This window comes from Nocardia sp. CA-129566, from assembly GCF_050956075.1.
GTDB lineage: Bacteria > Actinomycetota > Actinomycetes > Mycobacteriales > Mycobacteriaceae > Nocardia.
Window position 1 is genome coordinate 6450230 of sequence record NZ_CP192085.1, and the last position, 23316, is coordinate 6473545.

25 protein-coding genes and 3 pseudogenes are annotated in these 23316 nt (G+C 65.9%); 12 read left to right on the top strand and 16 right to left on the bottom strand.

Annotation, left to right across the window (positions count from 1 at the left end):
* Positions 1-2: 2 nt before the first annotated feature.
* Both ACQP0C_RS28260 and ACQP0C_RS28265 read right to left on the bottom strand, forming a co-directional pair.
* Positions 3-1616: an N-acyl-D-amino-acid deacylase family protein gene (locus ACQP0C_RS28260; RefSeq protein ID WP_433724763.1), complete on the bottom strand. Its 1614-nt coding sequence runs from the start codon at positions 1614-1616 to the stop codon at positions 3-5.
* Positions 1617-1625: 9 nt separating this feature from the next.
* On the bottom strand, positions 1626-2918 hold the full coding sequence (locus ACQP0C_RS28265) for an amino acid deaminase (protein ID WP_433724765.1): 1293 nt from the start codon (positions 2916-2918) through the stop codon (positions 1626-1628).
* A gap of 88 nt (positions 2919-3006) precedes the next feature.
* On the opposite strand from ACQP0C_RS28265, the gene ACQP0C_RS28270 reads away from it, so the two are divergent.
* The 3 genes from ACQP0C_RS28270 (at position 3007) to ACQP0C_RS28280 (ending at position 5444) form a co-directional block, all read left to right on the top strand.
* Positions 3007-4110 (top strand): sugar kinase, encoded by a 1104-nt coding sequence (locus ACQP0C_RS28270; RefSeq protein WP_433724767.1) that lies wholly within the window; start codon positions 3007-3009, stop codon positions 4108-4110.
* Between the two features lie 147 nt (positions 4111-4257).
* Complete coding sequence (locus tag ACQP0C_RS28275) at positions 4258-5040, top strand: IclR family transcriptional regulator (RefSeq protein WP_433724769.1); 783 nt, start codon at positions 4258-4260, stop codon at positions 5038-5040.
* The gene (locus ACQP0C_RS28280) at positions 5037-5444 is read left to right on the top strand and encodes a RidA family protein (RefSeq protein WP_433679305.1); all 408 of its coding nucleotides are present in this window, start codon (positions 5037-5039) and stop codon (positions 5442-5444) included. Before ACQP0C_RS28275 ends, ACQP0C_RS28280 begins: the two co-directional genes overlap by 4 nt.
* 89 nt (positions 5445-5533) lie before the next feature.
* Here ACQP0C_RS28280 and ACQP0C_RS28285 read toward each other — a convergent pair whose 3' ends face one another.
* Entirely contained in the window at positions 5534-6091 is a 558-nt protein-coding gene (locus tag ACQP0C_RS28285; protein ID WP_433724771.1) for a TetR/AcrR family transcriptional regulator, read from the bottom strand.
* Between the two features lie 71 nt (positions 6092-6162).
* On the opposite strand from ACQP0C_RS28285, the gene ACQP0C_RS28290 reads away from it, so the two are divergent.
* On the top strand, positions 6163-7320 hold the full coding sequence (locus ACQP0C_RS28290) for an FAD-dependent monooxygenase (protein ID WP_433724773.1): 1158 nt from the start codon (positions 6163-6165) through the stop codon (positions 7318-7320).
* A 167-nt stretch (positions 7321-7487) separates the two neighbouring features.
* Here the strand turns inward: ACQP0C_RS28290 and ppc are convergent, their stop codons facing one another.
* The 8 genes and pseudogenes from ppc to ACQP0C_RS28330 form a co-directional block, all read right to left on the bottom strand.
* Positions 7488-10319, bottom strand: a complete 2832-nt coding sequence (gene ppc / locus ACQP0C_RS28295; RefSeq protein ID WP_433724775.1) for a phosphoenolpyruvate carboxylase — start codon at positions 10317-10319, stop codon at positions 7488-7490.
* Between the two features lie 284 nt (positions 10320-10603).
* Positions 10604-11023, bottom strand: a complete 420-nt coding sequence (locus ACQP0C_RS28300; RefSeq protein WP_433724777.1) for a VOC family protein — start codon at positions 11021-11023, stop codon at positions 10604-10606.
* Between the two features lie 56 nt (positions 11024-11079).
* On the bottom strand, positions 11080-11274 hold the full coding sequence (locus ACQP0C_RS28305) for a hypothetical protein (RefSeq protein WP_433724779.1): 195 nt from the start codon (positions 11272-11274) through the stop codon (positions 11080-11082).
* A gap of 215 nt (positions 11275-11489) precedes the next feature.
* Positions 11490-12025, bottom strand: a pseudogene (locus ACQP0C_RS28310) (sugar O-acetyltransferase).
* 37 nt (positions 12026-12062) lie between these two features.
* A complete protein-coding gene (locus ACQP0C_RS28315; protein WP_433724781.1) occupies positions 12063-12638 on the bottom strand; it encodes a GTP-binding protein in 576 nt (191 codons plus the stop codon).
* A gap of 28 nt (positions 12639-12666) precedes the next feature.
* A complete protein-coding gene (locus ACQP0C_RS28320; protein ID WP_433734680.1) occupies positions 12667-13065 on the bottom strand; it encodes a DUF742 domain-containing protein in 399 nt (132 codons plus the stop codon).
* 35 nt (positions 13066-13100) lie between these two features.
* Complete coding sequence (locus tag ACQP0C_RS28325; protein ID WP_433724783.1) at positions 13101-13529, bottom strand: roadblock/LC7 domain-containing protein; 429 nt, start codon at positions 13527-13529, stop codon at positions 13101-13103.
* A complete protein-coding gene (locus ACQP0C_RS28330; RefSeq protein ID WP_433724785.1) occupies positions 13526-16684 on the bottom strand; it encodes a nitrate- and nitrite sensing domain-containing protein in 3159 nt (1052 codons plus the stop codon). The genes ACQP0C_RS28325 and ACQP0C_RS28330 overlap by 4 nt, the downstream gene beginning before the upstream one ends.
* Positions 16685-17158: 474 nt before the next feature.
* On the opposite strand from ACQP0C_RS28330, the gene ACQP0C_RS28335 reads away from it, so the two are divergent.
* Both ACQP0C_RS28335 and ACQP0C_RS28340 read left to right on the top strand, forming a co-directional pair.
* Positions 17159-17689: a DUF3558 domain-containing protein gene (locus ACQP0C_RS28335; RefSeq protein WP_433724787.1), complete on the top strand. Its 531-nt coding sequence runs from the start codon at positions 17159-17161 to the stop codon at positions 17687-17689.
* Between the two features lie 21 nt (positions 17690-17710).
* Positions 17711-18094, top strand: a complete 384-nt coding sequence (locus ACQP0C_RS28340) for a hypothetical protein (protein WP_433724789.1) — start codon at positions 17711-17713, stop codon at positions 18092-18094.
* 24 nt (positions 18095-18118) lie between these two features.
* Here ACQP0C_RS28340 and ACQP0C_RS28345 read toward each other — a convergent pair whose 3' ends face one another.
* Genes ACQP0C_RS28345 through ACQP0C_RS28355 form a run of 3 tightly spaced genes read right to left on the bottom strand, consistent with a single transcriptional unit; the run spans position 18119 to position 19156 of the window.
* A complete protein-coding gene (locus ACQP0C_RS28345) occupies positions 18119-18376 on the bottom strand; it encodes a hypothetical protein (RefSeq protein ID WP_433724791.1) in 258 nt (85 codons plus the stop codon).
* A gap of 7 nt (positions 18377-18383) precedes the next feature.
* Complete coding sequence (locus ACQP0C_RS28350; RefSeq protein ID WP_433724793.1) at positions 18384-18725, bottom strand: hypothetical protein; 342 nt, start codon at positions 18723-18725, stop codon at positions 18384-18386.
* Positions 18722-19156 carry a hypothetical protein gene (locus tag ACQP0C_RS28355; RefSeq protein WP_433724795.1) on the bottom strand — a complete coding sequence of 145 codons (435 nt, stop codon included), beginning with the start codon at positions 19154-19156 and terminating at the stop codon, positions 18722-18724. The genes ACQP0C_RS28350 and ACQP0C_RS28355 overlap by 4 nt, the downstream gene beginning before the upstream one ends.
* A 233-nt stretch (positions 19157-19389) precedes the next feature.
* Between ACQP0C_RS28355 and ACQP0C_RS28360 the strand changes: the two genes are divergently transcribed.
* The 4 genes and pseudogenes from ACQP0C_RS28360 (at position 19390) to ACQP0C_RS28375 (ending at position 20909) form a co-directional block, all read left to right on the top strand.
* Complete coding sequence (locus ACQP0C_RS28360) at positions 19390-20307, top strand: helix-turn-helix domain-containing protein (protein WP_433724797.1); 918 nt, start codon at positions 19390-19392, stop codon at positions 20305-20307.
* Positions 20304-20516, top strand: coding sequence for a DUF397 domain-containing protein (locus tag ACQP0C_RS28365; protein ID WP_433724799.1), 213 nt, complete (start codon positions 20304-20306; stop codon positions 20514-20516). Before ACQP0C_RS28360 ends, ACQP0C_RS28365 begins: the two co-directional genes overlap by 4 nt.
* Positions 20517-20575: 59 nt before the next feature.
* Positions 20576-20752 (top strand): annotated as a pseudogene (locus ACQP0C_RS28370) (DUF397 domain-containing protein); the annotation flags it as partial.
* A gap of 31 nt (positions 20753-20783) precedes the next feature.
* Positions 20784-20909 carry a DUF397 domain-containing protein gene (locus tag ACQP0C_RS28375; protein ID WP_433724801.1) on the top strand — a complete coding sequence of 42 codons (126 nt, stop codon included), beginning with the start codon at positions 20784-20786 and terminating at the stop codon, positions 20907-20909.
* A gap of 79 nt (positions 20910-20988) precedes the next feature.
* Here ACQP0C_RS28375 and ACQP0C_RS28380 read toward each other — a convergent pair whose 3' ends face one another.
* Together ACQP0C_RS28380 and ACQP0C_RS28385 are read right to left on the bottom strand one after the other, a co-directional pair.
* Positions 20989-21198 (bottom strand): hypothetical protein, encoded by a 210-nt coding sequence (locus ACQP0C_RS28380; RefSeq protein ID WP_433724803.1) that lies wholly within the window; start codon positions 21196-21198, stop codon positions 20989-20991.
* A 155-nt stretch (positions 21199-21353) separates the two neighbouring features.
* Positions 21354-21719: a winged helix-turn-helix transcriptional regulator gene (locus ACQP0C_RS28385; protein WP_433724805.1), complete on the bottom strand. Its 366-nt coding sequence runs from the start codon at positions 21717-21719 to the stop codon at positions 21354-21356.
* 75 nt (positions 21720-21794) lie between these two features.
* Here ACQP0C_RS28385 and ACQP0C_RS28390 point away from each other — a divergent pair, with 75 nt between their 5' ends.
* Complete coding sequence (locus ACQP0C_RS28390) at positions 21795-22661, top strand: alpha/beta fold hydrolase (RefSeq protein ID WP_433724807.1); 867 nt, start codon at positions 21795-21797, stop codon at positions 22659-22661.
* A 107-nt stretch (positions 22662-22768) separates the two neighbouring features.
* Positions 22769-22972 (top strand): annotated as a pseudogene (locus ACQP0C_RS28395) (DUF397 domain-containing protein); the annotation flags it as partial.
* Between the last annotated feature and the right edge of the window lie 344 nt (positions 22973-23316).

Here is a 23316-nt window from a genome sequence, read left to right on the forward strand (position 1 = left end):
GTTCAATATGTCTCCTTCCGCGAGGCATCCATTCGCAGCGCACGCCCGGCGAGTGTGCCGGTGGGCGCGCCGTTTTCGATGGCGAACTCCCCATTGACCAGCACATGCTCAATCCCGCGCGCCTGCTGCTCGGGCTTGTCGAAGGTCGCGGTATCGGTGATCGTCGACGGATCGAACAGCACGAGATCGGCGGCGTATCCGGTGAACACGTGCCCACGGTCGCTCAGCCGCAGCCGCTCGGCGGGCCGCCCGGTGAGGTGGTGCACACAGTCCTCGAGCCCGAGCACCCCGAGTTCGCGCACGTAATGGCCCAGATAGCGCGGAAAGGTGCCCCACGCGCGCGGATGCGGCCGATCGCCGACGAGCAGTGCGTCACTGCCGCCCATATGCCCCGGATGCACCATGATCGCGCGCACGTTCTCCTCGTGCCCGACGTGCTGGACAATGGTGGTGGCCAACTGATCTCGGCGCAGCAGTTCGAAGAACACCTCGACCGGTGCGCGATCACGGTCGGCCGCGATCTGCGCGACCGTCCGGCCGACGCACTCCCCCAACTCCGGGTCGGCGACGCCACTGATCTGAATGGTCTCCCATTCGACCGTGACACCGTGGCAGCCATCGGAACCATTCACGTTGACGTCCAAGGCGATTCGCGCACGCGTCGCCGGATCATCGATGCGGGCCAGCGCCGCGTCCGGACCACCGGACATGGCCCAACTCGGCAGCAGTGCCGACAGTGTCGTCGAGCCGGGCAGATACGGATAGGTGTCGAGGGTGATATCGCACCCCTCGTCGCGGGCGGCATCGATCAATGCCAGGAATTCCGGTGCCCGCCCGCGGTTCACGCCGAAGTTCATGGTCGCGTGTGTGAGATGCAGTGCGCACTCGGTACTCCGAGCCAGGCCGATCATCTCGGCATAGGCCTGCAACGCCCCCTTGCCATAGGAGCGGGTGTGCGGCGCATAGAACCCGCCGTACTCGGCGACGACCTCGCACAATGCCGCCAATTCCGCTGTGTCGGCATACATTCCGGGCGTATACGTGAGACCGCTCGACATCCCGACCGCACCCTCGCCCAGTCCCTGAGCGAGCAGTTCGCGCATGCGCCGTATCTCATCGGGGCTGGCCGGACGCTGTTCACTGCCGACGACCAGCAGCCGCAGCGTGCCCTGCGGCACGAGGTAGGCGGCATTGGGTGTAATGCCCTGATCCAGCCGGTCCAGATACTCCGCGACCGTGCGCCAGGAGAAGTCGAGCTCGGTGGGATTGCCGTTCCATCCGGCGATCTGACGCCGCAGCACCGATAGCGCGGTGTCATCGATCGGGGCATAGGAGAGCCCGTCCTGTCCGATGACCTCCGTGGTGACGCCTTGGCTGATCTTCGGGAAATGGCCGGGATCGGTGAGCAGATGCAGATCGGAGTGTGCGTGCATATCAATGAAGCCCGGAGCGAGCACGGCACCGGGCGCGGCATCGATGAACCGCGCCGCCGCGGTGATCGTGCCCGGTTCCGCGATCGTCGTGATGCGTCCCCGGTCGATGGCGACATCGGCGCGGAAACGCGGCGCGCCCGTGCCGTCGATGACATCGATATCGCGAAACACTAGGTCCGTCATGGCCGCTCGTCAGAAGAAGGTGTGGACGAGGTCGACGATGCGTGGCCGCTCGGCGTCGGCATCATCGATGACCGGGATCAGCCGCCACTTGTCGAAGGCGGTGCACGGATGCGACAGACCGAGCCGCACCACGCTGCCGACGGGCAGGTCGGTGGGCGCACCGCCCGGCAGCCGCAGGAAGGTGTGCTGGTCGTTGAGCGCGCTGACATGTGCGTCGGGATTCAGTGAACCCTCCGGTCCCGCAACGAATTGCGGGACCGGAAGCCCCTCATCGAAGGGAAGATCACGCTTCCCCGCGTCCAGGAGCGCGAGCTCCGCCTCGGGTCGCGAGACGGTACGCGCCCACCCGTGCATCGCCGAGCGCAGCGGCCGTTCGCTGCGCGGTGCGGCCAGCGGAGAGATGCCCGCGTAGAAACCGTCGTCGTGGATGATGTAGGCACCCGAGCGCAACACCACGGTGGTCGCAACACCCTGTGCGCCTTGCTCATCGGCGAGTCGGGATAGGCATTCGACGACCAGGTCCGGGTAGGCGCTGCCGCCCGCGGTGACGATCGCCCGATCCGGATAGCGTCCGGCCGCGGCGAGTTCGCGGTGCAGGCGGGCGATCTCATCGAGGTAATGCCGGACGGCGGCGATACCGTCCGGGGTGCGATCGTGGGCGAGCGCGCCCTCATAACCGCCGACTCCGGCCAGCGCCAGCCGCTCGGACCTGCCGACCGCCTCGGCGATGGCATGCCCCTGCTCGACGGTCCGCGCACCGGTACGCCCATGCGGTCCACCGAGTTCGACGACCACCCGAACGCGCACGTCACCCGACAGGTGCTCGTCCATCAGCGCGACCGTCTCGACGCTGTCGACCCAGCAGAGGAATTCGAACTCCGGATCGCGCGCCAATTCCTCGGCGACCCAGCGCAATCCGACGGGATCGACCAGCGCGTTGGCCAGCACGATCCGCCCGACGCCGAACGAACGGGCCACCTGCACCTGCCACACGGTGGCGAAGGTGATGCCCCAGCTCCCGGCGGCCAACTGCTGGGCCCACAGCTGCGGCGCCATCGTGGTCTTCCCATGCGGTGCCAGGCGCACCCCCGCGGTCGCCGCCCAATCCGCCATGACCGCGACATTCGCCGCGACGGCGGCGCGATCGACGGTCAGCACCGGGGTCTCGAACTCATCGAGGTATGGCGCGGCGTCCAGGAATTCCCGGACCGTACGGCCCCACGCCGCGGGCGGCAGCCCCTTGTGCTCGGGACCGAGCGTCCGATCCGCCAGTGCGGCAACGGCTTTCTCATCGATCGCCATGTCGCCCCTTCCCGCGGAATCGCCTCCGCCGAGTCATACCCATCATGCATTGCATATTTTGCAACGCATGTTGCATATCGTGTTTTGTGTGGTTATTCTGCACTGCATGGCCGGTGGCCGCAAGGGCAGAAGGGAGATCGATGTGACGTGGGCTACTACGTCGCCCCGCCCACGGGCGGTGACCGTCGGTGAAGGGCTCGCCGTTCTGGTGGCGCGCCCCGGTCCGCTGGAGGACTCGGACAACTTCGAGCGAACCGCGGGCGGCGCCGAGGCGAATGTGGCCACCGTGCTCACCCAGCTCGATGTGGACGCCGCATGGATCTCGCGGGTCGGCGACGACGGATTCGGCCGGTACCTGACCGGACATCTCGCGGCACGCGGAGTCGATGTATCCGCGGTCGTCACCGATCCCGCGCGCCCCACCGCGGTCTATGTGAAAGAGCGCGGCAGCGGCTCGGGCAGGGCGACCGACCTGGCCGAACGCGCCAGCCGCATGCTGTACTACCGCACCGGTTCCGCCGCCAGCGCACTGTCCACCGCCGATCTCGCGGCCACCGCGGCCGCCGGACTGCTCGAACGCTGCGATGTCGTGCACTTCACCGGAATCACTACCGCGCTCTCGGAATCCGCGACGTCACTCACCGAGGCCCTGGTCGCGCTGCCGCGCCGGGGCAGACTGGTCAGCTTCGACCTGAATTATCGTCCGGCGTTGTGGGCCGGACGCGCCGCGCAGGCCGCCGAGGTGCTTGCCCACCATGTGCGCGGCTGCGATGTGGTCTTTTTCGGCGCCGATGAGGCCGGTGCGGTCTTCGGCGAAGACGACGCCGACCGACTGCGCGCACTGTTCCCGCAGCCGCGACATCTGGTGGTCAAGAACAATGAGCATTCGGTCACCGGATTCTCCGGCGCCGACCGCGTCGAAGTGCCCGCCCTCGACCTGGAGGTCACCGAACGGATCGGTGCCGGTGATGCCTTCGCGGGCGGCTACCTCGCCGCCCTGCTGCACGGACGTCCGCTGACACAGCGCCTGCGCTTCGGCCATCTGTGCGCCGCCGCCGCACTCACCGGCACCGGCGATGTCGCCGAGCTGCCTTCACCGAGGGCCTTGGAAGTCCTGGCCGACCTGGACGAGTCCGCTTGGGGGCGTGTGCAGTACCGCAGAGACGTGCTAGCCGAGAATGTGACGTCATGAGCGAGCGAACGATGAACACAGCCGAGCACTCGCTCGTGACGGAGCCGGGCGCTAGCGAGGCGCAGTCATGAGCGAGCGAAGCGAGCGAACAATGAACACAGCCGAGCGAAGCGAGAACACAGCGTCGGTGACGAGCGGGGCGCGGTCATGAGTCAGAGTTTGTTGCGTGCGTTGACCATCCTGCTCGCACTCGGTGAGGACGCCCGGTCGTTGGATCAGCTCGCGGCCGAACTCGGCGTGCACAAGTCGACGGTGCTGCGGCTGCTGCAGACCATGGAGTCACAGCGCTTCGTCACCCACGACAGCCAGCACCAATACGTACTCGGCTCACGCCTTTTCGAACTCGCCAACCGTGCACTCGAACAGCGTGACGTCCGCACCCTCGCGCGCCCGCATCTCGGTGCGCTGAATTCCGCTACCGGCCAGACGATTCACCTCGCCACCTACGAATCCGGCGAGGCGATCTACATCGATAAATTCGACGCCATCCAGAGCGTCCGCATGTACTCGCGGATCGGTCGCCCCGCCCCACTGCACTGCACTGCGGTCGGCAAGGTGCTGGTCGCCGCGCAGCCGCGCGCACAGTGGCGGGCGATCGCGGAGCGCATCGACTACCGCGAATTCACCGACCGCACCATCCGCACCCCCGAGCACTATCTCGCGGAGCTGGAACTCGTTGCCGCACAGGGCTATGCCGAGGATCACGAGGAGCACGAAAGCTTCGTCAACTGCATCGGCGTCCCGGTGCGCAATGGCACGGGGACGGTGGTCGCCGCGGTCTCCATGTCCGTGCCGGACATGCTCCTCGACCACGACCAGGTGCTGGCCGAACTGCCGCGGGTGCGCGCGGCGGCCGATGCCATCTCCAGCGAACTCGGCTGGACTCCCGTCCGCACCGCACACCCGAGCGCAACGAAAGGTCAGCCATGAGCGAGAAGATCGCCGTCCGCACCACCGACGCCCCCGCACCCGCCCACACCTTCTCCCAGGGTGTGCGCAAGGGGCCGTTCGTCCAGGTCTCGGGTCAGGGACCGGTCGACCCGGCGACCAACGCCTACCTGTTCCCGGATGACGTTGCCGCCCAGACGATTCGGACCCTGCAGAATGTCAAGGCCATCGTCGAGGCCAGCGGCGCCACCTTCGACGATGTGGTGATGCTGCGTGTCTACCTGACCAAGCGCGAGGACTTCGCCATCATGAACGACGCCTACGGCGAATTCGTCACCGCCAACACCACCGGCGACGTACTACCCAGCCGCACAACGGTATTCACCGGCCTGCCGCGCGCGGAAATGCTCGTCGAAATCGACGCGCTCGCGATCGTCTCCGAGTAAGTGATCGTTTTGAGGGTGGGTAGCTGACGGACCGCAGGCTGGTTCGAGCAGGGCGCTGATATCCAGCCTGAACGGTTGGCGGCCAACTCCTAACGTAGCGCGGCGGCGACCAGGCCCTCGATGGCTTCGCGCGGCACTTCGCCACCGCTCACCGATCGGTCGAAGACCAATCCGTCGATGCAGGTCAGCAAGGTGTGAGTGCGGTTCTCGACGTCCGTCACGCCGTGCCCGGCGAGGAACAGCCGGACGGCCTCACGTCCGGCGTTCTCGCGGTCTACGAGGATCTCGCGCAGCTCCGAATCGCGCACGCTCTCGACGGCGCAGGCGTAGCGGGCCAGCGAGCGGCGGCGGCCCTCGCCGGTGAGTCGCTGTCGGGTGAGCAGCGCGATGCCGTCGACCAGTTCCGCAACGGTGCGCAAGGGCAGCAGCTGTTGGGCCGTCGTTTGTAGTTCGGCCTGGTCGAGTTGGACCAAGCGGGTGACGAGTCCAGTGAGCAGCGCGGCCCGGGTGCGGAAGTACGCCGATGTGGTGCCGGAAGGAAGACCTGCTCTGCGGTCGACTGCGCGGTGGGTAAGACCGCGGATCCCTTCGTCGACGAGTACGTCGAGAGCCGCGTCCGCGAGGAGAGTGCGTCGATCCGAGGCCATGACTCCTTTCTACACCTGTAGTACATCAGGTAGCCTCATCTTCTACAGATGTAGAAAGGCTGGGTTCAGGCATGGGCAACACAGCGGTGGTCGTCGGCGGAGGCATCGGCGGGCTTGCCGCTGCCATCGGTCTTCGCCGCATCGGCTGGGAGGTGACGGTCGTCGAGCGCGCGTCCGTGCTCGACGACACGGGGGCGGGCATCTCGCTGGCCGCCAATGGTCTGCGGGCACTGGACGAACTCGGCGTCGGCGCGGCGGTGCGGGAGGCCGCACGGGGCCAATACAGCGGCGGCACCCGCACCCCGGGCGGCCGCTGGCTCGCCCGAATGGATGGCGCGGCGCTGGAGCGGGCGGTGGGTACGCCGATCATGGGAATCCCCCGCTCCACCTTGCACCGGCTGCTTCGAGAGGCCCTACCCGCCGAGGCGCTGCTGATCGGCTCGCAGGCCGGCCCGGTCCAGCAGCTCGGCGCCGGGACAGTTCGAGTCGGCTGCGGCGACACGGTCCTGGACGCCGATCTGGTGGTGGCGGCCGACGGCATCGGCAGCAAGATCCGCAGCCTTTGCTTCCCGACCCACCCCGGCCCGGTCTACAGCGGCTCGACGGTGCTGCGCGCCATCACCGAGCAGGCGCTCGAACTGCGGACCGACTTCGAGCTGACCTGGGGACACGGCGCCGAGTTCGGACACATCGCCTTCAACGACGGGCGCGCCGAGTGGCACGCGGTCCTCAACCTGCCAGCCGGGACGCGGTTCGCCGACCCATTGGCCGAACTGCACCGACGATTCCGCAGCTGGCACAACCCGATCCCCGACCTGCTCAACGCGACCGCCCGCGAGGCGGTATTGCACCATGACGTGAACGAACTCCGGACACCACTGCCCTCCTACGTGGTCGGCCGGATCGCGCTGCTCGGCGACGCGGCGCACGCGATGACCCCCAACCTCGGACAGGGCGCCTGCCAGGCGTTGGAGGACGCGGTCACCCTGGCCGCTGCGCTCGCCGCAGGGCCCGACGTCGAAGCAGCGCTTGCCCGGTATGACGCCGAGCGCCGGCCGCGCAGCCAGGCAATCGCTCGGGCCGCCCGGCATGCCGGGTGGATGGGCCAACAACTGTCCCTCCCACTGGCCGTGACACTGCGAAATACGGCGATGCGGATGACTCCCGCCCGCGCCGCAACGCGCATGATCCTTCGGCATCACGCCTGGATCCCGCCACGGTTGGCCTGATCCGATTCGTGCCCCACCAACTCACGACCGGACACCTCCCAAGACAACGTCCGAGGGAGGGTCTTGCCCCTGGAGCACTCGATGGGCACCGTGTCCGCACGTGCACTGATCCCGTTCCGGACGACCTGTGGTCTCCGTCGGGGCGTCGCACCCCAACCGGGGTTGCCCTAGCCGGAATTTCGCAGTGCGGTGGCAAGTCCGTTCATCGTCAGCAGAATGCCACGCTTGACGAGTTCGGAATCGTCGCCCGCGCGCAGCCGTCGCAGCAATTCCACCTGCATCTGGTTCAACGGCTCCAGGTAGGGGAAGCGGTTGTGGATCGACTCCGCCAGGGACGGGTTGTCGGCGAGCAGGTGATCGTTGCCGGTGATCGCGGCGTGCATGCGGATGGTGCGGGCGTGCTCGTCGCGAATCATGCCGAAGATGTGCTCACGCAGGGCCACATCGTCGACGAGTTCGGCGTAGCGGGCGGCGATATCCAGATCGCTCTTGGCCATGACCTGGGCCAGGTTCGACAGCACGGTGCGGAAGAACGGCCACCGCTGGTAGAGGTCGGACAGCGTGGCGAGGCGCTGCGGATCACCGCCGACCCATTCCTCGAGTGCCGCACCGGTCCCGTACCAGCCGGGCAGCATGACCCGGGCCTGGCTCCATGACATCACCCAGGGAATGGCCCGCAGATCGTAGACCGAATTCGTCGGTTTGCGGGAGGCGGGCCTACTGCCGATATTGAGATCGCCGACCTCGGCGACCGGCGTCGACTGCCGGAAATATTCGACGAATCCCGGTGTTTCGTGCACCAGACGCGCATACGCCGCCCGCGCCCGCGCCGCCAGATCGTCCATGAGTTCATACGACGGTTCGGCGTCAGGACCGAGCCCCTCGACATCGAGCAGCGTCGATTCCAGCGTGCCCGCGATCAACGACTCCAGATTGCGATGCGCCGCACGAGATTCCGCGTATTTGGCGGCGATGACCTCACCCTGCTCGGTCAATCGCAACGAACCCTGCACGGCACCGGCGGGCTGGGCGAGGATGGCGTCATAACTGCGCCCGCCACCACGGCCGACGGTACCGCCGCGACCATGGAAGAGTCGCAACCGAATTCCGGTCTTGCGCGCCACCTCGATCAGATCCAACTCCGCCCGATACAACGCCCAGTTGGCCGCCAGATACCCGCCGTCCTTATTGGAATCGGAGTATCCGAGCATGACCTCCTGCCGCATTCCCTTGGCGGACACCAACTCTCGATACACCGGAACATCCAGCGCGGCGGCCAGTGTATCGGCCCCGGCGCCCAGATCCTCGATGGTCTCGAAGAGCGGCACGATATTCACCGAACAGCTCGGCGGCCCGTCGGGCTCACCCGGATCGAGCAGCCCGCCCTCCTTCAGCAGCAGCGCCGCCTCCAGCATGTCGCTCACCGACGTGCACATGCTGATGATGTAGTTCGGCACCGCCTCGGTACCGAAGGTGTCCACGACATCGCGTGCGGCGCGCACGATATCGAGTTCCTTGGCGGCGAGTTCGCTCAATCGCGCATGCGGACCGAGCAACGGCCGACGGGTCCGCAGCTCCGCGGCGAGCAGTTCGACCCGTTCGGATTCGGACAGGCTCGCATAGTCCGAATGCACACCCGCCCAGGCCAATAGCTCGGCGACGACCTGCTCGTGCACCTCCGAGTTCTGCCGCATATCCAGGCTCTGGAGATGGAATCCGAAGGTTTCGATGGCATATCGCAGTGCCGCCAGCCGGTCATCGGCGAGCAGATCGTCACCGCTGGCCCGCATCGAAACGTCGATGGCATCGAGGTCGTCGAGCACCGCCTGCGGTGACGAATATGGTTGCGCCGCAATGCCATCCGGCAACGCCGTCTCCGGCACCGCCCCGTCTGCGGCCGGTGATCGCGCACCCTGCTCGCCCGGTCGGCCCGGTACCGCGCCGAGCGCGCGCTCGGCCGTGGCCGCCAGCCGTGACCAGATACCGTGCAGCGCACGCCGATACGGCTCATCGGCATGCGCGGCCGGGTTCGAGTAGCCGATCTCGGCGAGCGCCGCCACCTCGGGTGTGACGGGTACCAGTCGCGCCGACTGTGCCAGCGACTTCTCCAACTCCACCAGCTCGTGCAGATACCGGCCGAAGGCGACCGCAGCGGCTTGCTGCGCGGCGGTGCGCACGACATCGGCTGTCACATAAGGATTTCCGTCCCGGTCACCGCCGATCCACGATCCGGGTCGCAGCATCGGCCGCGGCAGCAGCTCGACACCCGGCCAGCGCGACCGCAGCGCCGCCCGCACCTCGGCATTGATCGCGGGAATCACATCGAACAGGGTGATCTCGTAATAGCGCAGGCCGACCGCGATCTCATCCTGAATCCGCAAGCGCTGCAACCGGATCAGTGCTGTGCGCCACAGCGCGAGCACCTGACGGCGGATCCGCAGCTCGAAATCGGCCCGCTCCCGCTCGGTCTCGGAAAAGCGCTGACGCAATCGCATCATTTCGGTGATCCGCGTCTGCACATCGAAGACGGTCCGACGCCGGGTTTCGGTCGGATGCGCGGTGATCACCGGCGACACCAGGGCATCGGTCAGCAGATCCGCGACCTCCGCCCCGTCGAGTGCCGCCGCGTCGAGTTTGCGATAGGTCGCCGCGAGCGAGGATTCCTGCGGCGGCTCCCCCGCCGCCTCGTGCGCCGCCCGCCGCCGATCGCGCTGGATATCCTCGGCCAGATTCGCCAGCAGCACGAAATAGCTGAACGCCCGGATCAGCGGCAGCGCCACCGCGATATCGACGCCGTCCAACATCTCCGCCACCGCGCTGCGCCCCACCTCCTCGCGCCGCACCCGGAATGCCTCGATCCGCACCCGTTCGATGAGATCGAACACCTCCGGACCCTCGTGATCGCGGATGGTGTCGCCGAGGACGCCGCCCAAGAATCGGATGTCATCCCGCAGCGGCCGGGTCGCTTCCTGTTCGGTTTCGATCCGCACCTGGTTCATGCCCGTGCCTCGCTGGCGCTCGCTTCCAGCGCGCGCCATACGCGCCATGTCCTGACTCGCTCGCTGCGCTCGCTCATGAATTCGACCCTACTGCGCGGTGCCACGAGGTTCGCGGTGACATTGGCCTCCGCACAGTGCACAGCCCGCATGTACGGCGGCCGAAGCAGGCCGCCTTGCGCACGCTCCGCGGGAGCGGCCCCGATGTGCCGAGCGCTCACCACGCGCCGAGGTGCTGGGCTCTCGCCGATGCCGACCCCGCATCGGCATCGGCGAAGTCGGCGAGATCAGCCGAGGATCTGGGAGAACCGCAGGTGGTTGCCCCACGGATCGCGGAATCCGCAGTCCCGCACGCCGTACGGCTGGGTGATCGGCTCCTGGTCCACGTCGACGCCCGCGTCGCGCAGCCGGGCGAAGGTGTCGTCGACGGCCTCGGTGGTGAAGATCAGGGTGCCCTGCGCACCGCTGGCCAGCCGACCCTTGGCGGCCTCGCGCGCGGCCTCGCTCGGATTCATCTCCGGGTTCTCCAGGATGAACTCGACACCGGGCTGCGACGCCGGTCCGACGGTCAGCCAGCGACCGCCCGGAAAGGGCATATCCTGGCGGACCTCGAAGCCGATGACATCCCGGTAGAACTGCAGCGCCTTGTCCTGGTCACCGACCAGGATGGACACGTGGGTCAGTGCGAAGTCCTTGCCGTTGCTCATTGCTATCTCCCTTGGTTCGAGCGGTACACAGGAATGACGTCGAGCGAATACCGAATTCATCGGTGATCCCGAGAAGATTCTCGACCGCCTCGGCCAGCACCACCCCGGTTCTTCCAACATCCCTGCTCAGCGATGGTGGTCGCGCCGGATTCCTCGACCAACTCGATGGTGCGCAGATCCGTGGCTCCCGCCAGCGCGGCGACCAGCGGCTGTGAATGCGTCACCACCGCGCCAAGGGCCTGTTCGGACACCGACGCGATGAAAGCGCGTCCGGGAAGCGTCGATGGCCGCAGCACACCGCTCCTGTACCGGGAACTAGGCCCCGGATCTCCGGGTCCAGTTCGAATACCGAGTCCGGCTGAACACCGGCATGCCTTGTTCCACGGAACTCGCCGAGCGTAGTGATGTGGCGGTGTGGCCGACCACCATTCGACTGTGCTCGGCGGAACCTCCCGCATCGCAGGGGTCACAACTCGCGCAGCACCCGCGCCGGATTGCCCGCCGCGAACACCCGCGACGGCAGCTCCCGGGTGACGACACTGCCCGCACCGACCACCGTGTCGTCCCCGATCGTGACACCGGGACACACGATGACCCCGCCGCCGAACCACACATTGTTCCCGATCCGAACGGCGCGGCCGACTCCCAGCGCTGCCTGCGCGCCTCGTGATCGGCCATCGGATGCAGCGCCGTCAGCAGTTGGCACCGCGGCCCGATAGACACGTCGTCGCCGATCACGATGGGTGCGCAGTCCAGCAGGATCGCGTCGTAGTTCAGGAAGCTGTTGGCCCCGATTTCGATGAGATAGCCGTAGTCGCATTGGAATCGGGGCATGATCCATGACCCGTCGCCCAGCTTGCCGAGCAGCTGCCGCAGCACCGCATCCCGCCGCTCGGTCTGCTCGGGCCCGGTGCGGTTGAACTCATCGCACAACCGCTGTGCCCGGATCCGCTCGGCCACCAACTCCGGATCGCTGTCGCGGTACAGCTCCCCGCGCAGCATCCGCTCCTTCTGCTCACCCACGAGCGCCAGGCTACGGTCAGCCGACCTCCCGGGCGCGCGTCCGCGGTGCGGACAGGCGCTGCACGAGCACCTGTTCCAGCAGTTCGACAAGCACCTCTTTTACCGATTCCCGGTCGCGTGCATCGCATTCCATGATCGGGATCCACTCGTCGAGCTCGAGTGCCTCGCGGACCTCATCGAGCTCGAAGCGGTCGCCCTGTTCGAAACGGTTGACCACCACCACGAATGGCGTGTTGTGCTCTTCGAAGTAGTCCAGCACCGGATAGCAGTCCTCGACCCGGCCGGTGTCCACCACGATCACCGCGCCGAGCGCACCGTCGACCAGGTCGTCCCAGAGGAATACGAAGCGGTCCTGGCCGGGGGTGCCGAACAGGTACAGGATCAGCGAGCTGTCGAGGGTGATGCGGCCGAAATCGAGGGCGACGGTGGTCTGGTTCTTATCTTCGCGCCGACCCGCGTCGTCGACGCCGATGGCGACTTCGGTCATCGCCGCTTCGGTCTCCAGCGGTTCGATCTCGGAGATCGCGCCGATGAATGTTGTTTTGCCGACACCGAATCCGCCGCTGATCACGATCTTGACCGAGGCGGGCATGGGCCGCTCGGCCGCTGGGGTCCGATATTCAGAGTGCCCGTACAAGGTCCCTGATCCTCTCGATGGCTGCGGTGGAAAGTTCGGGGGCGTCCCGGACCGAAACATGCCCGGCGGCCGCGAGATCGCTGACGATCACCTTCGCGACGCCCACCGGAACGTGCAGCGCCGTCCCGATTTCGGCAATGGAATGCGGCTGCTGGCACAGCCGAACGACGGTGCGCTGTTCGAAGTGCAGCGGCGCGGACAGCGCGGCCGGCGTTGCCCGCACCAGTGTTTCGATGCGCAGCCCGTCGATCAGTGGGATGGTGCGTCCCGCCGTGACGACGAAGGGGCGCACGAATCGATCATCGGGGATCTGCACATCCGGACTGTCCTGCGGCGGCCGGTTCGGTCCGAGCCAGCCGAGGGATTGGTTCACCGGGATCATCCGCGGGTCCGGCAGCCGCGGCCGGTCTGGATGTCTCATCTGCGCAACGACTCTCGCAATTCCGAGATGAGCGCCGGGTCGAGCAGCGCACCGGCGCGTTCGGCCAGCACCGCCATCTCGTAGCCGACCAGACCGACATCGCAACCGCCGTCGGCGATGACGCCGAGGCAGCTGCCGTCACCGAGTGCGGAGACCAGCAGGAAGCCGCGCTTCATCTCGATCATGATCAGCTTCAGTCCGTCGAATGCGTAACTGCGCGAAGCACTTCGGGCCAGGCTCGCCAGACCGGAGACCATGGCGGCAAGTCGATCCGCGCCGGTGCGGTCCAGCCCATCGGACATGGCGATGAGCAGGCCGTCCGAGGACACCGCGACGGTGTCGCGGACGCCGTCGGTATCGCGGACGAAGTTGGCCAGCATCCAGTTGAAGGTGTGCGGGTCCGCGGTCGAAATATGGGTGGTCACCGAATCTCCTCTGCGGTAGGGGGCAAAGCCGGGGTTTGCGCCAAATCCGTGGCGCGCGGGATGTTTTCGGATGCCTCCGGTTGCGGCGGGGCACCGCGCTCGTGTCCGGCACGGAACGACGCGAGCATGCTGCGGATTTCGGCCGGTGAACGTTCCACGGCGGGGGCGCTCGGCGGGGCCGGGGTGAGATCCCTTGGTGCGCTATTGCTTCCGATACCACCCGCGCGTACTCGCTTGTTGCGCTTGACCAACCCGTTCTTGGTCCGCTGCACACCAGCGGGTGCGGAATCGGATTCCGCTGCCTCCGTTGCCGTTTCGTGCACCTGCCACGGCGAACTGCGCACCGAAGACGGGACAACCGGTCGCGGACCACCCGTCGCGGGTACACCGTCGGTGGGGCGGTCGGTCGCGGGTACGACGTCGAAGCGCCGATCGGTCGCAGGTACGAAGTCGAAGCGCCGATCGGTCGCAGGTACGAAGTCGAAGCGGCGATCGGTCGCGGGTACGACGTCGAAGCGGCGATCGGTCCCGGCTCCGTTGGCTGCGGGCAGGCCGGTCCCGCTGGCGCCATCGCTCCCAGCGCCGTTCACCCTCGCCAGAGCCGTCAGCGATCCGTTGCTCCCGGACGCAGACCTGTCATCAGTCGGGATGCCCCCGGACGCAGCCCGATCGCCCGTCGGAATGACATCGGACGCAGCCCCATCACCCTTTGTTGCGGCTGTGTCGACACCGGTTCCGATGAATACGACATCGTCGCCGAAATCGTCCGGCGCGGAATGGAAATGCGCGAACGGCGCGGGTGCCGGTGTCAGCGATGGATGTCCCGCTCGTGCATGCGCGGGTCCACCGGACCGCTGCTGCCGAGGCGCGGCACCGTCGGCCTCGGACCCACCGGTCAACCGCTTACCATGTGTCGGCGCGCCAGGTACCGAAGCGCTATTGAGCGGAGCACCGTCGATCAGTGCACCGTCGACTCGCGCCCCGTAGGGCTGAGCGGCGTCGAATTGAGCACCATTGATCTGGGCGCCGTTGACCGCAGCGCTGTCGACCGGGGCACCATGCCTCGGCGCGGCGAGTACCGCTCTGGCCGAAGCGGCCGCACCCGCGAAGGATCCCTCCGAGGCACCGACAAACCCAACCGCCGACTCGACACTGCTCTGTGCACCCGGACCAGCGGGCAGCGTGCCCGTCTCCTCAGCCGCAGCTGCGCGCGGATCCTTCTCAGCCGCAAGGGATCCTCCAGCGGCATCGACAAGCGCCGCCGACTCGGTATTACCCGGCACCGCCTCGCCCCGCTCCCCGGGTGCGCGCCGATCCTTGTCTCCCGCAAGGATTCCCACGGGCAACAGCAGCCGCGCGACGATCCCGCTCACCGGCGACACATTCAACTCGACATCGATCCCGAGCCGCCGCGCCAACTGGCCGACCACGTAATGCCCCAGATACCGCATCGGCGCGACAACGAAATCGGTTTCGCCGCTCAGCCGGGCATTCGCCTCCTCGAGCTGCTCTATCGGCATGCCGACACCGTGGTCCACCACGGCGAGCAGATATCCGTTCGGCAGCTTGCGCCCGTAGATCTCCACCTCCATATCCGGTGGGGAGAAGGCCAATCCGTTCTCGATCAGCTCGGCGAGCATATGCGCGAGTTCACTGACCACCGCGCCGGTGATCGCGATATCGTCCACCCGCCGCAGCACCACCCGGCGATAGTCGTCGACCTCGGACAGTCCGGCGCGAATCACATCGGTGAGCGCGATCGGTTCGGCCCAGCGCCGCGGGCTCGCCGCACCCACCAGCACCAGCAGACTTTCGGCATTGCGCCGCATGCGGGTGGCCAGGTGATCGAGTTCGAACAGATTCGACAGCCCCTTGGGATCGAGTTCCTCACGTTCGAATTCACTGATCAGCCCGAGTTGGCGGCGCACCAGATTCTGATTGCGCCGCGCCAGATTCGCCATCGATTCGGTGGTATTGCGCCGGACCAGCGCCTGCTGCGAGGCCAATTCGAAGGCGGTGGTCTGCACGCCGTCCAATGCCCCTGCCACGGCGGCGATTTCGGCACTCGCCCCGCGCGGTGTGCGCACGCGTGCCGGCGGATCCGGATGGGTGTCACCGGATGCCTGCCAGGCCGCGATCACCTCGGGCAGCCGATGATTGGCGACATCGTCGGCCTCCGCCGCGAGCGCGCCGAGCGGGCGCACGATGGCGCGCACACTCGCAACGACCAGCGCCACCTCGGCCGCAATGGCGATCAGCGCCGCGAGCAGATAGCCACCGAGGGTGAGGAACGCATCCCTGCGCAGGGCCGCCGCGCGCCGCTGCACATCGTCCCCGACCGCCTGCTGTACCGCGCGCTGCTCATCGATGACCGCCGTCATCTGCGCCCACCAGGTGCTCGGATCCACCGAACGCACCAGCGGACCAGTGCTCGACGCAATCGCGATCTGCTCCGATTCGCCCGCCTTGACGGCATTCTCACTGCGCAGCGCCGCATCGAGCCGGGCCTGCTGTGCTGCGGTCGCATCGCGCGCGAAGGCGGTCAGTCCGGCCAACTTGGCGGCACGAATATCGAGGAACTCGACATATTCACCATTGCGGAATTCGTCGGCGGCGAAAACGCCATTGAGGAAGCCGCGCTCCTTGGCCGTCTGCTCCTTGGCGTCCCCGAGCGCGTACAGCGCCTCGAGGCCGTGCCGAACCTCGGCATCGCGCGCCTGATCGAGCCCGAGCGTCAGACGATTCAGCGCGGAAATACCGTCGGTATAGAACTGGAAGGCGGCCTGCCTGCTGGTGCGGCGGGCGTCGATCTGCGTGCGGGTCGCATCGAGCCCGTCGAACTGTCCGATCGCCGAACGCACTTGGGCCGCACCGGGCGTATTTTCGCCCGCCGCCTCCGCGAGTGCGCGCATCGCCCGATCCGTAACGACCCGCTGGTCGGATACGGCCTGCACCAGCCGGATATCGCCGCCGAGCAGACCATTACTGAGTCCGCGTTCGCGCTGCGCCTGCTGCACCAGATCTTGTACGGCCAGTGCGAGCGAGACCGCGTGCACGGTGTCACCGCTCTCACGGAACGCCTTGACCTCCCGGGCGACCGTCACCCCGAGCAGCGCCAGCACCAAAACCAATGACAGGACAAGGATTCGAGCCAATTGCCCCCGAATCGTGCCCGGCCGCACTATTCTGTTCCCGGCAACCTGGCGTTCACTTCCGGGATCGGCAGTCACATCCGGTGTCCCCCCGGATTTTTCCGACCGTTGACGTAAACGCACCACCCTGCTCCTCCGATTGCCAGACCGTAAAGGCTCCACACCGACCGCACGGAAAGTCACGGAGCAGCCTGCTCCTGGGGTATGACACTGTCAACGCGAAAATCGGGCAAAACGGACACAGAGCGCATTTGTATACACGCTGGTAATCCAACGTTTCCGCGGTATCGATCCGCTCACACCATGCCGTTCGAAGGTGTGACGTGACGGCCGTCGCACACGGCCTCGCCGAGGGTTTCAGCGCGCATGATTCTGCACTGAAACCTCGGCGCGCGCCTCCCCTCGCGACCCCCAATACCGGGGATGCCGTTTGATAGGGTCGACCTCTCCAGATAGTCGCAGCTAGAGAGGGCGGGGATGGCGCACCGATGGAAGTTGATGCTGCTCGCGGCTGTCCTGCCGGGGTTGGTCGCATGTGGGGGTTCGACGAGCGGTAATCCGAGCGCGAGCAGTGCGACGAGTGCGGCGACGGTCAAGCTGTTCGATCCGTGCACCGGCATCCCGAATGGTGCGCTCTCAGCTGCGGGCGTGGACCCGGCGACGAAGGATAGCGGGGTCGCGGGCGTCCACCAATCCGGTTGGGAAATCTGCGGATGGCGGGGACCGAAGTACTACATCACCGTGTACTCCACCGCCCGCCCCGTCTCGGACTTCGAGACCAAGCCCGGAAACGTCGAGTTCCGTGACGTCACGATCGGCGGCCGTCAGGGTAGACAGTTCCGGGTAGAAGGCGGATCCAAGGACCTCCTGTGCGATGTGGTCTTCCCAGCTGAGCAGGGTGTTCTGCAGATAGAACTCAGCAACAGGGCCGCGCTGGACAATCCTGAGAATCCGTGTGCGTTACTCAGCCGATTCGGTGCCGAGATAGTTCCAGTGCTACCGCAGTGAAGGACCGGGAGGGGCATCTACATGAGTGGCGACGACGTCGCGCAGTGGCGCAAGTTCGCGGATCAGGCTCGCAGCGGCGAGCTGTACCTGGAAGACGAGCAGGCAGCGCGAGCTTGCATGACCGCATGTGATGAGCGGATCACCGCACTAGAGGACATGCTCGTCTACGCACAGCGCGCCCAAAACGTCTCCGGCTTTGGCGATTTCCACATGGCCGACGATCTGGTCAAGATGTTCAAGACCCAAGCCTCCGGGGAGAACAACTCAATAGACACGATCATCCGCGAACACATCGAGGTGGTCAAAGATATGGGCCATATCATGGCCCTCTCCATCAAACGAATCACCGGCCAAGATGTCACCAACTCGGTGAACTTCAACACCAATACCGCAGCGATGGGATAACCGATAGCCCTCTCGTGTCGTCATCTAAATAGTCCCCTCTGAATGCTCCTGGGGCGTATTCACTTCCGCCCAGAACTCGTGCCGCACCGCATCCCACAACCGGGACAGGTTCGGATATTTTTCACGCATATCGGCCAGATCGGGAGCAACCGCCGCGACATCGGCATTGAGCAATGGCCGCGCACTATCGATAACGCTGCGCACAAGCATAATTCGAATGCGCCAATGGTCGATCGCCCAAATGACCACCCATCCATCGACCTCGGTGCGACGCTCGCGCATATCGGAGTCAATTCCTGTGGTCGGCAGTGCCGTTCGAGTCGGGCACCGGCACCGCCAACTCCGACAACCTCTCCAATACCTCCCACAGCGTTCGTAGCCGAAGTCCGCCGCACACCGGCGGTTGCGTGTCCAGCGGCGGGAAGGCGATATTGCGCGCCGCGGCCCGCTCGCGCGGCGTCATCGTCTGCGGCGCGAGATGGCCCGCGGCGACCAGCGTGTAGTAAGCCGCCGACTTCCAGATACACAGACCGACCCGGCAGGCCCGGTGCTGCCGCATCAACTCGTGCGCCGATCGCACATCGGCACGACCGCAGACCCGCGGCGGGGTGAGTATCGCCTCGTCGCTCACGCCGCCCCCGTCTCGACCGGTGCCGAACCCGCCACACGAGCCCATGTCGTTGCGGGACAGACGGTTTCGAGATCGAAGTCCTCACATACTCGCGCGGGCTGATCGTCCACCTGGTCCAGGCCGTAGACCACGATCGCGGCCACATCCAAACCCGCCGCGATGCCCAGCGCGTAGCCGATCGCATCGTCGATATCCTGCGGCGGTCGGATGGTGTACACGTAGTGATAGCCGAGCGCGCGGGCGTGCCGCTGCACTGCGATCGCGTGCCGAGGTGCTTGCGGTCCCGACACATCGCCGCGCACCAATCCGACCGCCTTCGGCCGCTCCCGTTCGACATCGGCCCCGCCCGCTTCGCCGCGTGCGATCCGAATCGCGATCGTCCTCGCATCGGGCGGCACCATATTGTGATCAATTGCTGTCGGAACGGACACGGGGATACCTCCGAAACATATTGTGACGGTAGTGATTTTGGAGCGTCAGACGGTCGGGCGCGGCATCGAGAATTCGCCACCGCGAGGGGTGGTCGAGCGGCGGCGAATAGTCGACCTCGACCGTCTGGCGCTTAGCCAGTAAATCACCGAACAGGTACCGTGGGAGCACTCCAATTCGATTCGGCCAGAATCGAATTCGCTCCAAACAGGCTGACTGTTCCATCTAGCTTGACATGACCGTGAGTAACGCTAACGAAAGGGTGGGTGGCATTACTTTGTCGACCGAATCGAACAACACGACTCTGCCGCGCCGGGTGCTCGGACGACGCCTGCGCGAGCTGCGCGAGAAGCGCAACCTGAGCCGGTCGCGCGCCGCCCAGCAGTGCGAGATAGGCTCGCAAACCCTGTGGCGCTTAGAATCTGGGCGCAGCAGCGAAGTCAAAAAGATGATGATCAATGCCCTGTGCGACGTCTATCGAGCCAGTGACGACGACCGGCGTGTGCTGTTATGGCTCGCCCAGGAGTCCCGAAAAGATGGCTGGTGGCAGTCTTACACAGACGCCATACACCCGGATCGCGCAATGTTCGTCGGGCTCGAGCAATCCGCCAAGCGAATCATCTCGTGGCAGTCGACATTGGTCCCCGGCCTGCTCCAGACGTCGGACTATCGGCGCGCCATATGGGAGGCGGAGGGGCAACCTGTTGATATCGAACGCGACGTCGATATGGTCGCCAAGCGTCAGGAACGCCTTCATGATTCGGCAAATTTCACACTAGAAGTGCTGCTGAGCGAGTCCGTGTTGCGGCAATGCATCGGGGACAGCGCGGTCATGGCGGCTCAGCTGAGCCAACTTATCGAGATCGGCAAGCTGCCGAACGTGTCGATTCGGGTCGTCCGGTTCAACGCACCCAATCACTTGGGACTGGTCGCAAAGGATTTCGTGTACGCGGAGTTCCCCAACCATTCAAATCCTGCCCTCACCGAGCCACCCGTTGTCTACGTTGAGGGCTTCACTGGCATGCTGTACCTGGACAAACCCGGCGAGACAGAGCGATATCGAGCAGCGTGCTTCGCTCTCCAGCGCGTAGCGTTGAACGAGCACGATACTCGACACCTCGTCGAGGCGATCGCGAAGGAGCATTCAGAGTGAACATCGACCTCTCCGAAGCCAAGTGGTTCAAGAGCAGCCGGAGCACGACCGGTTCGGATTGCGTCGAGGTCGCCCACCTCGACGGAGGCATGGTCGGAGTCCGCGACTCCAAGAACCCGACCGGCCCAGCGCTCGTCTTCAACCCCACCGAGTGGGCCGCCTTCACCGCTGGCGTTCAGGACGGCGAGTTCAACCGGCCCGCACTGTGACGGGCCTATGAACCATAGGAGTAAGCGTGAAAATCGACATCTCCTAAGCCAAATGGCTTAAGAGCAGCCGGAGCACGACCGGTTCGGATTGCGTCGAGGTCGCCCACCTCGACGGGGGCAGGGTCGGCGTCCGTGACTCGAAGGGCCCGACCGGCCCAGCGCTCGTCTTCGCCCCCACCGAGTGGGCCGCCTTCACCGCTGGCATCCAAAACGGCGAGTTCAACCGGCCCGCGTAGCGACGAGCCCTCGTAGCAAGGAGTAAGAAACGTGAACATCTACTCCTCCGAAGGCAAGTGGTTCAAGAGCAGCCGCAGCTCGGGCAATGACACATGCGTGGAGGTTGCACACCTTGTGCGATGGCTGGCCATCGACAGTCCGCTGATCAACCGTTAGTTCGAACGCCCAGCGATGCCGGGTCGCGTGCATTCCGCCTGAAGACCGGCCACCGGAGAGGAACGGACACCGACGCTTGCTACACCAACTCGATCTCGTCGAATCCGACGGTCAGGCTATGCCACCGCCCCCACAGCACGCCTCCTTCGCGATGGACAAGGCCGTCGCTGAAGTCGATGCGCAGCTTGGCCTTACGGACGTCGACCTCCCGCACGACTCCACAGACACCGCTGAACGGCCCTTCCGGGAAATAGATGACATCACCTGGACCATATTCGGTAGACCCCACGCTGCCACCCTAATCCAAGTCAGCGACCCAACAAGCGAGCTGTCAGTTTCGCCACCCAGGATTCCTCGCTCCAGGCCACGGCACCTGCCTCCCGGACGATCTGCTGACACCGGACAGATCACCAGTTCGGATCCAGTCGTGACGGCCCCACCGGATCACGGGTCAGCTCGGGACGGGTCGTTGATGGCCGACATGTGCTGTTCGGCCCATTCCCGTAGAGCTGCGAGCGGAACCTCCAGGGACATACCGAGTTCGGTGAGCCGATAGTGGACCTGGGGCGGGACCGTGGGCTCGACGCGGCGGGCGACCAGGCCGTCGCGCACCAGTTGCCCGAGGGTGACCGACAGCATCTTCTGGGAGATGCCCGGGACGCGGCGACGCAGCTCGGCGAAGCGCACCTCGGGCGGGTCCGCCGTCGCGAGGAGTTTCACCACCATCGATACCCATTTGGAGCCGATCCGGTCCAGCAGTTGCCGAGTCGGACAGGCAGGATCGAACAGATCTCCGCGCTGGGTAGTCACCTGGAGCTCACCACCTGAGTCGAAAGTGCCGTCTTGGCCGATCCAACCAGGTTACCTACCGTGATGTGGTCACCGATGGTTACCAGTTTCGAGGTGGAGATGAGCGCCGACATCGCACTGCACAGGGTCGCGGCGAACGGGATCGACATGAACGTCGCGGTCGCCGGAGCGGGTCCTGCGGTCCTGCTGCTGCACGGGTTTCCGCACACCTGGCAGGTGTGGCGAGGTGTGCTGGACGGACTCGCGGGGACGCATCGGGTGATCGCACCCGATTTACGCGGGCTGGGTGCGACCACCCGGCCGGACAACGGTTACGACGCCGGGAATCTGGCCATGGATGCGATTGCCGTGCTGGATGCCCTGGGCGAAACCCGCGCGGATGTCGTCGGGTTCGATCTCGGCGCCGCTGCGGCGTTCCTGACCGCGACGCATCACCCGGATCGGGTCCGGCGCCTGGTGCTCATGGAGGCGATTCTGGGCCGGTTACCCGGGGCCGAGGATTTCCTGCGCGACGGACCGCCCTGGTGGTTCGGCTTCCACGCCGTCCCGGGCCTGGCCGAGTCGGTGCTCACCGGGCATGAGGACTCCTATATCGATTGGTTTCTGACCGCGGGCACGCGCGGCCGCGGTGTGCCCGCGCAACTGCGCGCCGCGTTCGTCGCCGCCTACACCGGCTCCGACGCGTTGCGCGCCGCCTTCGCGCACTACCGCGCACTGTCCGAGAGCGCCCGTCAGATCGAGAACGCCACCACCACAACCCGATTGCGGATGCCGACGCTGGCCGTCGGGGCGCATCCGGTCGGCGAAGCCCTCGCCCGGCAGTTGCGGTCCTGCACCGACGATCTGGCCGAGGCGGTGATCTCCAACTGCGGCCACATCGTTCCGGTAGACGGGCTATCGGCACTGCTCGCGCTGCTCACCGACTTCTTGGCACCCCAGTGATCCCGTGCCAGTTACGGTCCGGGACTGAGGGATCCGAAAGCCCGCTCATTGAGCTGACCGGTGCCACGAATTCTGAGACCCTACACTCGTAGCAAGGAGTAAGAGCCGTGAACATCTACTTCTCCGAAGCCAAGTGGTTCAAGAGCAGCCGCAGCACGACCGGTTCGGATTGCGTCGAGGTCGCCCACCTCGACGGAGGCATGATCGGAGTGCGCGACTCCAAGAATCCAACCGGCCCAGCGCTCGTCTTCACCCCCAACGAGTGGGATGCCTTCACCGCTGGCGTCCAAGACGGCGAGTTCGATCGGCCCAGAAGCGGCCACTCTCTGAAATTGAGGGTCTCAGAAGTCGTGGCTAAATCTCAGAATGTTCGGCCACGATTGTGAGGTTCTGCGGGCACCACCGTTCGATAGGCGGCTATGTGAGCGTGTTCGGCGTGCAGCTTGCTGATCGAATGAGCCGAACGAACCCCGACTGTTCGACGGCGGTGCTCAGCGCGTAGTCGGGTCGCTGAGTCCAGTGGCGCGTTCGTAGGCGTGCAGGGGTGTCGATGAACAGCTTGACATCAGCACCACTGCCAATTACTTTTGCCCTCAAAGCTAATCAGCTTTGTAGTCAAAGATGTTCGAACGCGGCAAGCGTGCCTGCGCGACAA

Bases quoted from the DNA above. Each gene is read 5' to 3' on its own strand.
- ACQP0C_RS28300 (WP_433724777.1), bottom strand. From the start codon at position 11,023: ATGAGCAACGGCAAGGACTTCGCACTGACCCACGTGTCCATCCTGGTC.
- ACQP0C_RS28360 (WP_433724797.1), top strand. From the start codon at position 19,390: ATGACCGTGAGTAACGCTAACGAAAGGGTGGGTGGCATTACTTTGTCG.
- ppc (WP_433724775.1), bottom strand. From the start codon at position 10,319: ATGAACCAGGTGCGGATCGAAACCGAACAGGAAGCGACCCGGCCGCTG.
- ACQP0C_RS28260 (WP_433724763.1), bottom strand. From the start codon at position 1,616: ATGACGGACCTAGTGTTTCGCGATATCGATGTCATCGACGGCACGGGC.
- ACQP0C_RS28335 (WP_433724787.1), top strand. From the start codon at position 17,159: ATGGCGCACCGATGGAAGTTGATGCTGCTCGCGGCTGTCCTGCCGGGG.
- ACQP0C_RS28390 (WP_433724807.1), top strand. From the start codon at position 21,795: ATGGTTACCAGTTTCGAGGTGGAGATGAGCGCCGACATCGCACTGCAC.
- ACQP0C_RS28265 (WP_433724765.1), bottom strand. From the start codon at position 2,918: ATGGCGATCGATGAGAAAGCCGTTGCCGCACTGGCGGATCGGACGCTC.
- ACQP0C_RS28315 (WP_433724781.1), bottom strand. From the start codon at position 12,638: ATGCCCGCCTCGGTCAAGATCGTGATCAGCGGCGGATTCGGTGTCGGC.
- ACQP0C_RS28320 (WP_433734680.1), bottom strand. From the start codon at position 13,065: ATGATCCCGGTGAACCAATCCCTCGGCTGGCTCGGACCGAACCGGCCG.
- ACQP0C_RS28275 (WP_433724769.1), top strand. From the start codon at position 4,258: ATGAGTCAGAGTTTGTTGCGTGCGTTGACCATCCTGCTCGCACTCGGT.
- ACQP0C_RS28285 (WP_433724771.1), bottom strand. From the start codon at position 6,091: ATGGCCTCGGATCGACGCACTCTCCTCGCGGACGCGGCTCTCGACGTA.
- ACQP0C_RS28290 (WP_433724773.1), top strand. From the start codon at position 6,163: ATGGGCAACACAGCGGTGGTCGTCGGCGGAGGCATCGGCGGGCTTGCC.
- ACQP0C_RS28345 (WP_433724791.1), bottom strand. From the start codon at position 18,376: ATGCGCGAGCGTCGCACCGAGGTCGATGGATGGGTGGTCATTTGGGCG.
- ACQP0C_RS28280 (WP_433679305.1), top strand. From the start codon at position 5,037: ATGAGCGAGAAGATCGCCGTCCGCACCACCGACGCCCCCGCACCCGCC.
- ACQP0C_RS28340 (WP_433724789.1), top strand. From the start codon at position 17,711: ATGAGTGGCGACGACGTCGCGCAGTGGCGCAAGTTCGCGGATCAGGCT.